15 protein-coding genes are annotated in these 13,609 nt (G+C 71.4%); 9 read left to right on the plus strand and 6 right to left on the minus strand.

The features are described from left to right. Positions 1-170: 170 nt before the first annotated feature. Complete coding sequence (locus tag ACVTJA_RS09305; protein ID WP_465835667.1) at positions 171-605, minus strand: RidA family protein; 435 nt, start codon at positions 603-605, stop codon at positions 171-173. A 165-nt stretch (positions 606-770) separates the two neighbouring features. Here ACVTJA_RS09305 and ACVTJA_RS09310 point away from each other — a divergent pair, with 165 nt between their 5' ends. Both ACVTJA_RS09310 and ACVTJA_RS09315 read left to right on the plus strand, forming a co-directional pair. After that, positions 771-1,211 carry an RrF2 family transcriptional regulator gene (locus ACVTJA_RS09310; protein WP_465835669.1) on the plus strand — a complete coding sequence of 147 codons (441 nt, stop codon included), beginning with the start codon at positions 771-773 and terminating at the stop codon, positions 1,209-1,211. A 105-nt stretch (positions 1,212-1,316) separates the two neighbouring features. Further along, positions 1,317-1,622: a hypothetical protein gene (locus ACVTJA_RS09315; protein WP_465835671.1), complete on the plus strand. Its 306-nt coding sequence runs from the start codon at positions 1,317-1,319 to the stop codon at positions 1,620-1,622. Between the two features lie 62 nt (positions 1,623-1,684). Here ACVTJA_RS09315 and ACVTJA_RS09320 read toward each other — a convergent pair whose 3' ends face one another. The 5 genes from ACVTJA_RS09320 to ACVTJA_RS09340 all read right to left on the minus strand — a co-directional run bounded on the left by ACVTJA_RS09320 (position 1,685) and on the right by ACVTJA_RS09340 (position 5,933). Beyond that, positions 1,685-2,626: an MBL fold metallo-hydrolase gene (locus ACVTJA_RS09320; RefSeq protein WP_465835673.1), complete on the minus strand. Its 942-nt coding sequence runs from the start codon at positions 2,624-2,626 to the stop codon at positions 1,685-1,687. Further along, positions 2,623-3,129, minus strand: a complete 507-nt coding sequence (locus ACVTJA_RS09325; protein ID WP_465835675.1) for a hypothetical protein — start codon at positions 3,127-3,129, stop codon at positions 2,623-2,625. Before ACVTJA_RS09325 ends, ACVTJA_RS09320 begins: the two co-directional genes overlap by 4 nt. Before the next feature lie 236 nt (positions 3,130-3,365). Beyond that, positions 3,366-4,367, minus strand: a complete 1,002-nt coding sequence (locus ACVTJA_RS09330; protein WP_465835677.1) for an AraC family transcriptional regulator — start codon at positions 4,365-4,367, stop codon at positions 3,366-3,368. Positions 4,368-4,385: 18 nt separating this feature from the next. Continuing rightward, the gene (gene aat / locus ACVTJA_RS09335) at positions 4,386-5,090 is read right to left on the minus strand and encodes a leucyl/phenylalanyl-tRNA--protein transferase (RefSeq protein WP_465835679.1); all 705 of its coding nucleotides are present in this window, start codon (positions 5,088-5,090) and stop codon (positions 4,386-4,388) included. 12 nt (positions 5,091-5,102) lie between these two features. Then, positions 5,103-5,933: an LEA/WHy family protein gene (locus tag ACVTJA_RS09340; RefSeq protein WP_465835681.1), complete on the minus strand. Its 831-nt coding sequence runs from the start codon at positions 5,931-5,933 to the stop codon at positions 5,103-5,105. Positions 5,934-6,000: 67 nt separating this feature from the next. Between ACVTJA_RS09340 and ACVTJA_RS09345 the strand changes: the two genes are divergently transcribed. From ACVTJA_RS09345 to ACVTJA_RS09375, 7 genes are all read left to right on the plus strand, one after another. Next, positions 6,001-6,639 carry a hypothetical protein gene (locus ACVTJA_RS09345; protein WP_465835683.1) on the plus strand — a complete coding sequence of 213 codons (639 nt, stop codon included), beginning with the start codon at positions 6,001-6,003 and terminating at the stop codon, positions 6,637-6,639. A gap of 414 nt (positions 6,640-7,053) precedes the next feature. Next, entirely contained in the window at positions 7,054-9,006 is a 1,953-nt protein-coding gene (locus tag ACVTJA_RS09350; RefSeq protein ID WP_465835685.1) for a TonB-dependent receptor plug domain-containing protein, read from the plus strand. A gap of 36 nt (positions 9,007-9,042) precedes the next feature. After that, entirely contained in the window at positions 9,043-9,759 is a 717-nt protein-coding gene (locus ACVTJA_RS09355) for an HmuY family protein (protein ID WP_465835686.1), read from the plus strand. Then, complete coding sequence (locus tag ACVTJA_RS09360) at positions 9,759-10,853, plus strand: hemin-degrading factor (protein WP_465835688.1); 1,095 nt, start codon at positions 9,759-9,761, stop codon at positions 10,851-10,853. The genes ACVTJA_RS09355 and ACVTJA_RS09360 overlap by 1 nt, the downstream gene beginning before the upstream one ends. Then, positions 10,850-11,716, plus strand: coding sequence for a heme/hemin ABC transporter substrate-binding protein (locus tag ACVTJA_RS09365; RefSeq protein WP_465835690.1), 867 nt, complete (start codon positions 10,850-10,852; stop codon positions 11,714-11,716). The genes ACVTJA_RS09360 and ACVTJA_RS09365 overlap by 4 nt, the downstream gene beginning before the upstream one ends. Then, positions 11,713-12,801 carry a FecCD family ABC transporter permease gene (locus tag ACVTJA_RS09370; protein ID WP_465835692.1) on the plus strand — a complete coding sequence of 363 codons (1,089 nt, stop codon included), beginning with the start codon at positions 11,713-11,715 and terminating at the stop codon, positions 12,799-12,801. Before ACVTJA_RS09365 ends, ACVTJA_RS09370 begins: the two co-directional genes overlap by 4 nt. Further along, entirely contained in the window at positions 12,798-13,601 is an 804-nt protein-coding gene (locus ACVTJA_RS09375) for a heme ABC transporter ATP-binding protein (RefSeq protein WP_465835694.1), read from the plus strand. The genes ACVTJA_RS09370 and ACVTJA_RS09375 overlap by 4 nt, the downstream gene beginning before the upstream one ends. Positions 13,602-13,609: the final 8 nt, after the last annotated feature.

The following is a 13,609-nucleotide window of genomic DNA, read 5'->3' on the forward strand; positions in this document are numbered from 1 at the left end:
CAACGTGCCGCTGAATGGCGTGCCGGCCAAGGGCGACAACCACGCGCGCTGGGCTCCGCCTTCCATTACGAGATGAAGGATGGGTAGGAAGCCAAACCACGGAAGAGGACCTGCTCACCGCGAAGCGCACGCTGTCGCCGTGCAAGACGCGGTGAGTGCCTCCTCCGGGCTCACGCGGGAAGGACGGCGACGGCTTCGATTTCGAACAGCATCCCGTCCAGCGCCAGGCGCGGCACCGGAATCAGCGTGCACGTCGGCTTCATGGCGCCGTTCCACGCCCGCTCCAGCTCGGCGCCGAGGACCTTCAGCTTGTCCTCGGAGTGGTCCACGATGAGGACGGTGAGCTTGGCGACGTCGCGCACGCCTGCCCCCGCGGCCTCCAGCGCCGTGCGGAGGTTGCTCATCGCCTGCCGCACCTGGGACGGGAAGTCCGGTGCCAGCGCGCCGGACTCGCTCTCACCGCCCTGGCCCGCGATGTAGACGAGCCGGCTGCCGGGCGCGACCTGGGCCACGTGGGAGAACCCGTAGGGTGTCGGGTCGAAGAGCCCCTTCGGGTTCATCAAGGACAGATGATTTGCCGCCTTCGCGGTGGGGGACTGGGACATAGGGGTGACCTCGTTGAATCTGGTTGCTCGGTGTCTGGGTTTCGAGCCGGAATGTGCGAAGGGGTGGATGCCTTGTCAATTCAATCTGGATGAGCAATATCCAGGTTGAGAGGACTGCGGACGATGCGGATGAGCGAAGGGGTGGAGTGGGGGATTCACTGTTGCGTGACGCTCGCGTGGCTGGGCGGGGAGGCCCCCGTTCCGGCGGCACGGCTCGCGGAGCGGTTCCTGCTTCCGCCGGCCTACCTGAACAAGTGCCTCCAGGCGTTGGGGCGCGCGGGCATCCTCACGTCGACTCCGGGCGCGCGCGGCGGGTTCCTGCTCGCGCGTGCTCCCGGGAAAATCACGCTCCTCGACATCGTCTCCGCGATTGAGGGAACGGAAGAGGCTTTCCGCTGCACCGAGATTCGCCAGCGCTGCGCCGAAGCCAACCCGTCGTCGCGTGAGTTCCTGAGGCCGTGTGCCATCGCAGCCGCCATGCACAGGGCCGAGGCGGCGTGGCGCCGGGAGCTCGCGGCGCAGACGGTGGCGGACCTGATGACCGCGGCCCCGCGCTCGGCGAGGGAGGGGACCCTGCGCTGGTTCGGCCACGACAGGCGGTCTTGAGCGCCACCAGCCGAGATGGCCGCAGCCCGTTCTCCCGCATGCCCCACGACGGGCCGTGCAGGGGTGGCGCGACAGCCAGGGATGCACGCCCTACCGTTGAGGGCCATGAGCCCCCTCTCCCTCCCCGCGAAGCTCCGTTCCTGGCTCGGTTCGAGCCGGCTCTCCGTTCCGTTGCTGGTCGCGGTGTCCGCCTGCGGCCTCGGTGCTCCCCGGCCACGACGCATGCGCGCGCTGGCCGTGTGCCCCGCGCTCCTGGGGCTGGCCTCCCTGGGGGTGCTCGGCTGGAGGGCTGCTCGAGCGCGCAAGGCCCCGGTGGGCGCGCCCGTCACCGGCCGCTCCCTCGGGGTGCCCTTCTTCTTCACCTGGCAGATGTCCGAGGAAATCACCGCGTCCGCCGCGTCCGGGCACTGAAGCCACGCCCCGCCGCGCGCAACGCGGTTGCGTCTTCGGAATGGGCGGCTCGCTCCCGCTTCTCAGGGCGACACCGGCCACGCTCCGGGCGCGAGCCACTCGGGGTGGTGGACGCGCAGGTCCTCGCGGTCCATGGGCACGCCGCCCAGGTCGTGGCCCGCGAGCATCGCCACGTCGGGCCTCGCGGCGAGGAGCGCGCGCACCTGGTTGCGCACGTCCGCCGCGCGCTCCGGCTCCACCGCGATGCGCTGCACGTCCCGGCTCTCCAGCCAGTCACGGTGCACCACCGCGTCCCCTGCGAGCAGCACCGGGCCCGAGGGGAGTGAGACGAGTGCCATCAGGTCCTCGTGGGTGTGCCCGCCACCTGCGAGCAGCACCACGCTTCCGTCGCCGAAGAGGTCCAGGCTCGCGTCGAAGGGCGGGAGCGGAGTGGCCTTGTCGAATGACAGCTCACGCCAGCGCGCGGACCAGGCGTGCTCGGCCGCGAACGAGGACGTGCCGGGGCCGGCGATGATGCGCGCGTTGGGGAACTCGCCGAGCTCTCCCACGTGGTCGTCATGGAGATGAGACACGATGACCTGACGCACGTCCTCGGGGCGCAGGCCCGCCTCGCGCAGCTGCGCCGTGAGGAGCCGTTCTTCACGGCCCCGGCTCTCGAAGAGCCACCGCAGGGGAATGGGCAGGGCGCTCTCTCCGTCGCGAGCCACCTCGCGCGAAATGCCCGCGTCGAACAGCACCAGGCCTTGCGTCGGGTGCTCGATGGCGAAGGCAGGCGCGGGACGCCACGGCCGCTGCGAGCCGACGAGCACGGAGGACATGCGGTTCATCGCCGTGTTGAAGACGTGCAGCCGGAGGCCGGGCTGGGGCGAGGGCAGGGTGTACGGCGCTTTTGGAGGCGCGGAGCCGTCGACCTCCACGGGTCGATAGGGCACGAGCACCGCTCCGGCCGCTCCGATCGCAAGCACCGCGAGGCCGGCAGCCCACTTCATCCAGGCGCGGCTCATGACCGGACCTCCTCCAGGGCAGAGGAGTGCGCTGTCATCGTGGGGGAGCGCATCCGTGCCGCTTCGAGCAGCAACGCGAGCGAGAGCCCGAGCACCGGACCATGCGGCATGTAGTGGAGTGCGGCGGTGGCGAGCAGCGCCAGCGGCAAAGCGAGCACCGATGGGCGGAGCCTTCCATCGCGGCGCCAGGCCCATCCGGCTCTCGCGCTCACGAGCAGCAGCAAGCCGACGAGCGCCGGTACCTCGAGGTTCCAGAAGACTCGCTCTCGGAAGGCCACGCCCAGCGTGCTGCTCAGCCAGTAGACGCCCACATCCGCGAGGGCTGCCACCGCGACGAGTGCCATCGCGAACGTGTTTCCGCGCCTGCCCTCGGCACGCGCGAGCGCCACGAGCGCGAGGCCCAGCGCGACGTAGGCCAGGACGAAGGGCCTTCCGAACGTGAAGTACGCGGCAGGCGGCGCGGCGAGATGCTCCGCGCCCGGTGAGCCTTCAGGGGGAAGCATGCCCCCGGTGATGCCGTACGCTACGGCCTGGGCCCAGCGTGGCGCAGCGGCGCCATTCCACAGAACGGTCTGGAACGTCCCCAGGGTGAGTGAGAGCGCCGCGGTCAGGGAAGCCAAGAGGAGGAGCGGTCGTTTCATCGGCGTGCCTTTCGATGGCACTTTCATGCCCCGGGCACGCCCGGAGCGCCGTGACCGCGCTGACCACCTGGGTGACCGCGCTGACCGTCGCCTGTGTCTCAGCTCCCGCGCGGCGTGCGGCCCGTCCACCGTCGGAATGCACGATGGAACGCGCTGGGCTCCGAGAAGCCGAGCAGGAAGGCGACCTCTCCGAGCGACACCTCGGCATTGCGCGTCAGCTCCAGCGCGAGCCCCCGGCGCAGGTCATCCACCACGCGCGCGAACGTCGTCCCTTCCTCCTCCAACCGCCGCCGCAGCGCTCGCGGTGACACCGCCAGTCTCTCCGCCACCTGCTCCAGCCGGGGCGTGCCGTCCGCGAGATGCCTTGCCACGTCCTCGCTCACCTTCGCGGACCACGGATGTGCGGTTCGCGCCTGGAGCAGCAATTGCTCCATGTGCCCGTCCAACACGCTCGCGAGCGATGCATCTCCTCGCGGCAGGGGCGCGTCGAGCACGGCCGCAAGGTAGTGCAGCTCCGCCTCCTCGCTCCCGAAGGACACGCCCTCACCGAAGAGCTCGCGGTGCAGAGTCGTGTCCGGCGGAGCGGGGTGGGGCAGCAGGACTCGCGACGGCGGCACGGGCGTGTCCACGAGCTGCCGGCCCATGTTCACCCAACTGCCGAGCACGAACTCGACATATGGCGGGGGCATCCGCGCTTCGATTCCGGGTCGCAGGTATCGGATGCGCACCTCTCCCGGGTGCTCGCTCAGCATCACCCGCGTGCGGTCATTCAGCAGCGCATGGAATCGGCTGACGCGCTCGAACGCGGCTCGCAGCGTGGGGCTGGAGCGCACTGCGAATTCGAGCGCCCCGTAGTCTCCGGGCACCAGCTCACGCGCCACGCGGATGCCGACGAGCGGGTCCTTCATCACCTCGGCCGCGGCGCGCCAGATTCCGGCGGCCACCTCCAACTCGACACGAGCCCCCACCTCGGGCACCACCCGCGACGCGTCCACACCCCGCGCGGCGAGGAAGCGCCGTAGGGGCTGCACGAAGTACGTCGCCACCGTCACCGTCGCGGGTGCCGTGGCTTCCTCCACCGCGAGCCGTCTGGAAGGCATGGCCCGAGGCTCCCCGGCTCAGGCCGGTGGCGCCGGTGTCTCCGTCCACTTCCCGCGCCGCGTGGGCTCCCTCAGCGCACGGGCGAGCGCCGCCAGGAACTTCTTCCTCGGCCACTGCTGGGCACCGAAGCGCGCGAGGTGCTCCGTCTCCACCTGGCAGTCGATGAGCTGGAAGCCCCACGACTTGAAGCGCTCCACCGACGCGACGAAGGCCACCTTCGACGCGTCCGGCGCCAGCGCGAACATGCTCTCCCCGAAGAAGGCCGCGCCCAGCGACACGCCGTAGAGGCCGCCCTTCAGCTCGCCCTCCGACCACGTCTCCACCGAGTGCGCGAAGCCCAGCTCATGCAGCGTGATGTACGCGCGCAGCATCTCGTCGGTAATCCACGTGCCCGTCTGCCCGGGGCGCGGCACGCGGCCGCACTCCTCGATGACGCGCGCGAAGGCCGTGTCGTAGCGCACCTCGTAGAGGCCCCGGTTCATCGTCTTGCGCAGCGAGCGCCCCACGTGGAGCTGGTCCGGCTCCAGCACGAAGCGCGGGTCCGGCGAGTGCCACAGGATGGGGTCCCCCTCGCTGTACCAGGGGAAGATGCCCCGCGAGTACGCGGCCAGCAGCCGCTCCGGCCGCAGGTCTCCCCCCACCGCGAGCACGCCGCTCTTGTCGGCCCGCTCCGGAGGAGGGAACAGCTCGGGGTGCTCTTCGCTCAGCAGGTAGATGGGCACGCGTGCTCCACTCTACCGGGACACGTTCAGCTTCACCTCCCCAGACAGTGAATAGGGCACGCGCATCAGCGGGCCCGTCAGCTCGCCCGCTACCCCGTACGGCAGCACGCCCTTGGAGATGAGCGCCTTCACGTCCGGGCCGTAGGTGTCCTTCGTCACCGCCACCTCCACCGGGTACACCCCCGTGGCGGACGCATCCACGCTGTCCGCCTGGGCCAGCGTCCCGGTCTCCAGCTTCTTGCCCGCCACCGAGACTTCGAAGCTCAGCCCTTCGAGCTTCAACGGGAAGGGATTGGGGTTGCGCACACCCAGGCGGAGGTTGAGCTGGACCTCCTCGGGCGAGTAGCGCGCCCCGTCCAACTCCGCCACCTCCACCGTGGGCAGGCGGGGCACGCGGGCCGCGCGGCTGGCCGCGAAGGGGAGCTTCTCCTCCTGGTCTCCCGAGCGCACCACCAGTGTGCCGCGCAGCGCCAACAGCAGCGTGCCGCCCTGGCTGCTCAGCCGGGCCAGGTCCTCGGGGCTCTTCACGTAGGGGGCCTTCTCCTCGAAGGAGACGTCCGCGGGCACGCCAGGCTCCAGCTTCACGTCGAGCTTCGCGCTGCCCGTCTTCACCACCTGCCCGTCCGAGACGAGCTCGTAGTCCGCCCGTTCCACCACGGCGGGGCCGGGGCTGGCGACCTGGGCGTGGTAGTGGACGGCGGCCTCGGTGAGGCCCTGCGAGAGGATGGTGGTCTCCTGGGAGGTGAGGACAGCCGGGCCGGAGGGCTTCGTCGGAGCGGAAGCACACCCCAGGCCCACGGTGAGCAGAACGGCCAGTCGGAAGAGGGGCGGGTTCGAGCGCATGGCGTTAGACATTGTGGCCAGCCTGGGGACCGACCCAAGGACTTTTCCGCTAGACTGTCCACCACTCGTGGCCCGACGCCGCCCCAACTTCAACAAGACGCTCCGCACCCTCATCCGCGACATCGCCGCGAAGATGCCGGAGTTCGCCCACGTGAAGCCGGGCCGCATCCTGGTGGTGGCGGGCGAGGCGCGCCGGGCGTCTCGGGGCACGGTGAAGCCGCTGTGCTTCCGGGGCGGCAAGAGCGTGGACCGCACCGGCCGCCGCAAGCCCATCATCCGCATTCGCGGCAAGCGGATGCTGTACTGCATCACCCTGCGGCCCCTCTTCTTCCGGGCCTCCACCGCCCAGACGCGGGTGGAGACGGTGATACACGAGCTCTTCCACCTGTCGCGCCGCTTCGACGGGACGCTGCACTCCGGACGGCGGCACGCGGTGCTGGGCAAGGCCTTCTCGCGCAAGCTGGGGCCGCTGGTGCGCCGCTACCTCAAGCTGTGCCCGCCGGAGCTGCTCTCCGAGCTGGCCCACACCGGCGAGGTGCGCGTCCTCCAGTGGCTGGAGCGCCCCGGCTCCGCCTACGTCCCCGGCACCTACAGGCGCGTGCGCCGCGTCTACACCGAGGACCAGCTGTACTACGGCATCGCCCGCATGGTGACGCGCAAGGCCCGCGCCGCTCGCGACGTGCCGGCGCGCGCCAAGGTCCACTGAATGACACCGTCCCGTTTCGACTCATTGACGCGGTCGGATTGAATGTTGACTCTGATAATGAGTATCAATATCGTCGGTGCCGTTTCGAGCCACGGAGCCGGGATGCGCGAGGGATGCCAGCCAGAGGGTGGAGAAGGGGAGCTGCGGTGTCTGTGCGGCAGCCTCCTGGCGAGGCTTGTGCCCGGGGGCGTGGAGCTGAAGTGCCGGCGGTGTCACCGCACGCGCGTGGTGCCGCTGGAGCGGGCGCAGGAGGGTGGGGCGGAGGGTGGGCGCGGCGAGCGCCGCTGAGCTCGTGAAGTAAGCGGGCTCTGTGGCCCGGAAGCAGAATCTTTCCTGAGGCCCGAGGCCCTTGAGCCCAGCGCCCTACGGGGTCTCCCACGGGAGGCCCGCCGGCCGTGAGCCGGAGGACGCGGTATGTCCTGGCGCGGGTGTCTTCTCATCCTGGCGTGTGCCCTGCCGCTGGCGGCGTGGGGGCAGGCCCCTTCGGGCGCGGATGGTGGCGTGGCGGCGCCCGTGGCGGACGTCGAGGCCGAAGAGCACGCCGTGCCACGAACAGTGGTGACGGCCTCGCGCACGGCGGAGCGGCTGAGCGAGACGCCGGTGGCCACCGAGGTCATCACCCGCGCCGAAATCCTTCGCAGTGGGGCGCGCAACGCCGCGGAGCTGCTCTCCGCGCACCCGGGCCTGCAGGTGATGCACTCCTTCTCCGGAGCGACGCTCCAGGTGCAGGGACTCGGGTCCGAGTACGTGCTGGTGCTGGTGGACGGCGAGCGCATTGCCGGACGCATCGCCGGCGGCGTGGACCTGTCCCGCCTGTCGCTCGAGGACGTCGAGCAGGTGGAAATCGTCAAGGGGCCCTCGTCGGCGCTGTACGGCAGCGACGCGGTGGCGGGCGTGGTGAATCTCATCACCCGTCGCGCCCAGCGGCCCCTGGGGGCAGAGCTGCGAGCCTCGTACGGCAGCCTGAGCCGCCTGGAGCTGGACGGTACGGGCGAGGCGCGCGGCGAGGGCTGGGGCCTGCGTCTCAGCGGCGGCGTGCAGCGCTCGGACGCATACGATTTGGAGCCCGCGGACGTGGGCACCACGGGCAGCAGCCTGGAAGGCTTCGACGTCTCCGCGAAGGGAGACTTGCGCAGCGGCACGGGGCTCGCGCTGGAGGGGAGCGCGTCCTACTCGCGGCGCACGCAGCGGGGCGTGGACCTGGGCGTGGCGGGCGCCGTCTTCGACCGCGCGAGCCGGGATGACTCCATCTCCGCGCGGCTGTCCCCCTCGTGGACGCTGGGAAGCAACGCGACATTGCGCGCGGACGGCGCCTTCGCCTGGTTCGACCGGCGCTACCTGAGAGACCAGCGGCGCTCGTCCGCGCTGGACACGGTGGAGGACACGCGCGAGCAGCAGGGGCGGCTCGGCGCCCAGCTCGACGCGAGGCCCGGTGAGCACCATGTGCTGGTGGTGGGCGCGGAGTGGCTGGGCGAGTGGCTGTCGTCGGACCGGCTGGAGACGGGGCGTGGCCGGCGCGGTCGCGGCTCCGTGTATGCGCAGGACAGTTGGACGGTGTGGACGGGCCCGGGACTGGTGCTCGTCCCCAGCGCGCGCGTGGACACGGACACGCAGTTCGGCTCGGCCGTCACGCCCCGGCTGGCGCTGCGCGCGGACCCGCTGTCCTGGCTCACGCTGCGCGGCGGCTACGGCTGGGGCTACCGCGCGCCAAGCTTCCAGGAGCTGCTGCTCGACTTCGAGAACCCCTCGGTCGGCTACTCCGTGCGGGGCAACCCGGACCTGAAGCCGGAGCGCTCGCGCAGCTTGAATCTGTCCGCGGAGGTGCGGCCCGCCAGCACGTCGCTGCTCTGGGTGGGCGCCTTCCACCACACGCTGCGGGACATGATTGGCGTCTCGCTCCAGGAAGGTGGCGAGCAGTCGCTCTTCACCTACGTCAATGTGGCGCGGGCCACCCTGCGTGGCGGCGAGCTGGGCGTGCGCCAGCGCCTCCTGGGGCGCGTGGACGTGGAGCTGGCCTACACCCTCACCGACGGCCGCTCCGAGTCCACGGGGCTCGCGCTGGAGGGACAGGCCCGCCACCGGCTCACCGCGCAGGCCTCCTGGCGTCACCGCGAGTCGGGCGTGGAGCTCTGGGCGCGCGGCGCGCTCGTGGGCAAGCGGCCCTTCTACCCGGATGCCAATGGCGACGGAGTGGTGGAGCCCTATGACTCCGACCCGTACGTCACCGTGGATGCCCGCGTCGGCTGGCGGCTGCGTGAACAGCTCCAGCTCTTCGTCATGGGCACCAACCTCGCGGACGCCGGCAATCCCACGGACCTGCCCATTCCGCCGCGCACCTTCCAGGCCGGGCTCTCCGCCCGGCTGTGATGTCCCAACCCCTCCCTGCAACCTGAAGGAGCATTCATGTTTCGATTCGCCCTGCGCTCGCACGTCCGCGTCGGTGTCTCCGCCCTGCTGCTGGCGGGCTTGTTGACGGCCTGCGGTGATGACCTCGAGCCCACGCCCGGTGAGGACGAGCAGACCGACCCCGAGCCCCTGCCGGACCCGGACCCGCAGACCCCCGCTACGCCGAAGCCGGTGAACGGCACCCACGTGCGTCACACGGACAACGGCGACGGCTCGTACACCACCACCGTGGATGCGACGGGCAAGGACGCTTGGATTGGCCTGGACCTGGACCTGGGCAAGCAGGTGGACGCAGCGGCGGACGCCGTCTGGGATTTGTCCTTCCAGCGCTTCGGCATCCGCTCGCGCGGCGGGACGAGCGGCACCGGCGGCGTGGAAGTGGCGGTGCTCAGCGACAAGACCTTCGCGCAGGTGTCGCAGGCTCCCGCGAGTGGCTACACCACCGACAAGGCGGATGGCGACGACGCGGGCACGGACCCGGACACCGTCTTCCAGGCGGGGGACGGCTGGTACGCCTACGACGTGATGACGCACAAGCTGAGCCCGCGTCCGCTGGTGTTCGTGGTGCGCTCGGACTCGGGGGCGTACTTCAAGGTGGAGATGCTCTCCTACTACGACGACGCCGGCACGCCCGCGATGCTGAAGCTGCACTGGGCGAAGGTGACGGCCCCCGTCTCGGGTGGCGAGCTTCCCTCGGTCCCGGGCTCCCTCTGATGCAAACGCCAACGCCTTCCATCTCCGAGGCCGTTTCCGAGCCCGCCCTCCTGCGCCAGCGCTGGCAGGCGCTGCGCCAGTCCCAGCCGCGCACGCGGGCCCGCGATGCCGCCGACCAGCTCCGGGTGAGCGAGGCGCAGCTCCTCGCCACGGGAGTCGGGGAGGATGCCGTCCGCCTCGATTTGCGCTTCGACGTGCTCCTGCCCCGGCTGGAGTCGCTGGGACGCGTGATGTCGCTCACCCGCAACGCGCACGCGGTCCACGAGAAGCGGGGCACCTGGCGCAACGTGGAGCTGAACGGGCTCCGGGCGCTCGTGCTGGACGAGGACATCGACCTGCGCCTCTTCCTGTCGCGCTGGCGCTTCGGGTTCGCCCTGCGCGAGCGCCTCGCGGACGGTGTGCGGCGCAGCCTCCAGTTCTTCGACGCGACGGGCACGGCCGTGCACAAGGTCTACGTGGAGGAGGCGGACCGCGCGGCGGAGTTCGAGGCGCTGGTCGAAGCGCTCACCCACGTGGACCAGGAGCCGACACTTTCCGTGGAGCGGTCCTCGCCGGTGAGCATGCCGAGGCCGGACAGCGAGGTGGACGTGGACGGTCTGCGCGCGGGGTGGCGGGCCCTGAAGGACACGCATGACTTCTTCCCGCTGCTTCAGCGGCTGGGCGTGGCGCGGACGCAGGCCCTGCGGCTGGCGGGAGCTGAGCTGGCCACGCCGGTGTCGACGGAGTCCCTGACATGGGTGTTGGAGCGGGTGGCCGCGTCGGGACTGCCCATCATGGTCTTCGTGGGCAACCCGGGTTGCATCCAGATTCACACCGGGCCGGTGCACACGGTGAAGCCGATGGGGCCCTGGCTGAACGTGTTGGACAGGGACTTCAACCTGCACGTGCGCGCGGACCACATCCACGACGCGTGGGTCGTCCGCAAGCCCACGCGCGATGGCGAGGTGACGTCGCTGGAGTTGTTCGACGCGGCCGGGGAGAACATCGCGCTCGTCTTCGGAAAGCGGAAGCCCGGCCTGCCCGAGCTGCCCGCGTGGCAGTCGCTGATGCGCGAGCTGATACAGGCACTGCCCGCGCGCGAGGTGCGGCCATGAGCCGTGCGTGGCGAATCGTCGGGGGCCTTGTTGTCTTCATGGCGGTGGTCGGTGCGCACGCGGCGGGCGCGGGTGCGGAGCCCCGGCTCGTCACGGTGGGGCCGGCCGTCACGGAGACGGTCATCGCCCTGGGCGCGGGAGCGCAGGTGGTCGGCGTGGATGACACCAGCCTCACGCTCTCTGTCGCCGCCGGGAAACCCAAGGTGGGCTACCAGCGCGCTCTCTCCTCGGAGGCCGTGCTGGCGACGGGCGCGTCGCAGTTGTTCGCGTCCGAGGAGGCGGGCCCGCCCGGTGTGCTGGCCCAGTTGAAGACGTCCGGCGTGGAGGTGGTGGTGCTTCCCAGCGCCCCCACCGTGGAATCGGCGCGGCAGCGCATCAAGACGCTCGCCGAGCGGCTCGGAAGACGCCCACAGGGCGACGCGCTCCTCGTGGAGCTGGAGAAGGACCTGGAGCGCGCCTCGGCTCGCGCGGCCGGGGTGAAGGACGGCAAGCGTCAGCGGGTCCTCGCCCTCTACTCGCGCGGGGGCGGTGTCCTCATGGTCGCGGGCTCGGAGACTCCGTCCGACGTGCTCATCAAGCTCGCGGGTGGCGTGAATGCCGTGTCGAAGTTCAGCGGCCACAAGCCACTGACGGCGGAGGCGGTGGTCGAGGCCGCTCCCGACGTCATCCTGCTCCCCGCCACCTCGGCGACGGCGTTGGGCGGTGCCGAGGGACTGGGACGTGTGCCCGGCCTCTCGCAGGTGAAGGGCTGGCGGCTCGTCACCGTGGAGGACGTGCACTTCATGGCGCTGGGCCCCTCGCTCGGGAAGGCCGTGGGCCGCTTGCAGGATGGCCTGGGGCTTCCGGCGGGGAACGTGCGATGAGCGCATCGGGCATCGCTCCCGTCTCCGCCACGCATGCGGAGCGGAGCGAGGCGCATCCACCGGCGCCACGTCCGTGGATGCTCCTGACGCTCCTGCTCGTCGGCGTAGCGCTGACCTCGCTGGCGGTGGGCGCGGTGCGCGTGCCTCCGCTGGCGCTGATGGGCGGTGTCCTCGAAGCCCTGGGAGTGGACGCTGGCAGCCGGCTCACGCCCGCACAGGAGGCGGTGCTGCTCTCCATCCGGCTGCCGCGGGTGGTGCTCGCCGTGCTGGTGGGTGCGGTGCTGGCCACGTGCGGCGCCGCGCTCCAGGCGCTGTTCCGCAATCCATTGGTGGAGCCCGGGCTGCTGGGTACGTCCAGCGGCGCGGCGCTGGGCGCGGTGCTGGCCATCGTCCTGGATGTATCCCTGAGCACCCGGCTGGGGACGCTGCGCCTGCTAGCGGTTCCGAGCGCGGCCTTCGCGGGCGCACTGGGCGCCACGTTGCTGGCCCAGCGCCTGGGCCGGGGCGGCGGCCGCACGGAGACGGCGCGCATGTTGCTCGCGGGCGTGGCGGTGAGCGCGGGCGCGAGCGCGGGCATCGGCCTGCTCACCCAGGTGGCCACGGACGCGCAGCTGCGCTCCATCACCTTCTGGAGTTGGGGCAGCCTGGGCGGCGCATCCTGGGACGTGGTGGGCGCCGCCGCCGTCCCGCTCTGCGCGGCGCTGGCGCTGCTCTTGCGCGAGGCCCGCTCCCTCAACCTGTTGCTCCTCGGTGAGCGCGAGGCTCGGCACCTCGGCGTGGACGTGGAGCGGCTCAAGCGCCGGCTCATCCTCTCCGCGGCCCTGGGCGTGGGCGCCGCCGTGGCCGCCACGGGCATCATCGGCTTCGTGGGGCTGCTGGTGCCGGCGCTGTTACGCCTCGCATTGGGGCCGGACCATCGGCGGTTGATGGGCGCCTCCGCGTTGCTCGGCGCCGCGTTGCTCGTGTCCGCGGACCTGCTGGCCCGGACGATGGCGACTCCCGCGGAGCTGCCCGTCGGCGCGCTGACGTCGGTGCTGGGTGTGCCGGTCTTCATCGGGCTGCTCGCACGCAAGGGTGCTGCATGAGCTTGACGGCTACCGGCATGGAAGTGTGGCGCGGCCGGGGCAGGGCGCTCGGCCCCATCGACCTGGTGCTCCAGCCCGGAGAAGTGGTGGCCGTCGTGGGGCCGAATGGCGCCGGCAAGTCCACGCTGTTGTCGGCGCTCGCGGGAGAGCTCCGACTCGCGGCCGGAGACGTGCTGCTGGAGGGCCTTCCCCTGGACCGCTGGCCCTCGCGCGAGCGGGCCCGGAGGCTCGCCGTGCTTCCGCAGGAGTCCTCGCTGGGCTTCGGCTTCACGGCCCTGGAGGTGGCGCTCCTCGGACGCAGTCCGCATGCCGGGCGGGGTTCGGAGCGCGCGGACCTGGAAGCGGCCCTGGCGGCGCTGGATGCCACCGATACGCGGCACCTGGTCTCGCGGCCGTACCCTTCGCTGTCGGGAGGAGAGAAGCAGCGGGTGCAGCTCGCGCGCGTGCTCGCCCAGCTCTCCGAGCCGTTGGAGCAGGGGCACCGCTATCTCCTGCTCGATGAACCGACTTCGAGTCTGGACCTGGCCCACCAGCACCTCGTCCTCGAAGCGGCGGGGCGCTTCGCGCGTGAGGGCGGCGCGGTGCTCGCCGTGCTGCATGACCTGAACCTCGCCGCGCGCCATGCGCATCGGCTGGTGGTCCTGGCCGGCGGTCGTCCGGTGGCGGAGGGGCCGCCCGCTCACGTGCTCCGTCCGGACCTCATCGCCGACACCTTCGGCCTCGACGTGGTCATCGCCGAATGGCCGGAGGCGCCCGGCCCGTGGGTCCTCCCCTCGGGACGAGCGCCTCTTCCCCGGTGAGCCGCTGT

This window comes from Pyxidicoccus sp. M6, assembly GCF_055568925.1.

What these genes read in the sequence shown, in the direction of transcription:
- ACVTJA_RS09305 (WP_465835667.1), bottom strand. Translation starts at nt 605, where the DNA reads ATGTCCCAGTCCCCCACCGCGAAGGCGGCAAATCATCTGTCCTTGATG.
- ACVTJA_RS09315 (WP_465835671.1), top strand. Translation starts at nt 1,317, where the DNA reads ATGAGCCCCCTCTCCCTCCCCGCGAAGCTCCGTTCCTGGCTCGGTTCG.
- ACVTJA_RS09320 (WP_465835673.1), bottom strand. Translation starts at nt 2,626, where the DNA reads ATGAGCCGCGCCTGGATGAAGTGGGCTGCCGGCCTCGCGGTGCTTGCG.
- ACVTJA_RS09325 (WP_465835675.1), bottom strand. Translation starts at nt 3,129, where the DNA reads ATGCTTCCCCCTGAAGGCTCACCGGGCGCGGAGCATCTCGCCGCGCCG.
- ACVTJA_RS09330 (WP_465835677.1), bottom strand. Translation starts at nt 4,367, where the DNA reads ATGCCTTCCAGACGGCTCGCGGTGGAGGAAGCCACGGCACCCGCGACG.
- ACVTJA_RS09340 (WP_465835681.1), bottom strand. Translation starts at nt 5,933, where the DNA reads ATGCGCTCGAACCCGCCCCTCTTCCGACTGGCCGTTCTGCTCACCGTG.
- ACVTJA_RS09350 (WP_465835685.1), top strand. Translation starts at nt 7,054, where the DNA reads ATGTCCTGGCGCGGGTGTCTTCTCATCCTGGCGTGTGCCCTGCCGCTG.
- ACVTJA_RS09355 (WP_465835686.1), top strand. Translation starts at nt 9,043, where the DNA reads ATGTTTCGATTCGCCCTGCGCTCGCACGTCCGCGTCGGTGTCTCCGCC.
- ACVTJA_RS09360 (WP_465835688.1), top strand. Translation starts at nt 9,759, where the DNA reads ATGCAAACGCCAACGCCTTCCATCTCCGAGGCCGTTTCCGAGCCCGCC.
- ACVTJA_RS09365 (WP_465835690.1), top strand. Translation starts at nt 10,850, where the DNA reads ATGAGCCGTGCGTGGCGAATCGTCGGGGGCCTTGTTGTCTTCATGGCG.
- ACVTJA_RS09370 (WP_465835692.1), top strand. Translation starts at nt 11,713, where the DNA reads ATGAGCGCATCGGGCATCGCTCCCGTCTCCGCCACGCATGCGGAGCGG.
- ACVTJA_RS09375 (WP_465835694.1), top strand. Translation starts at nt 12,798, where the DNA reads ATGAGCTTGACGGCTACCGGCATGGAAGTGTGGCGCGGCCGGGGCAGG.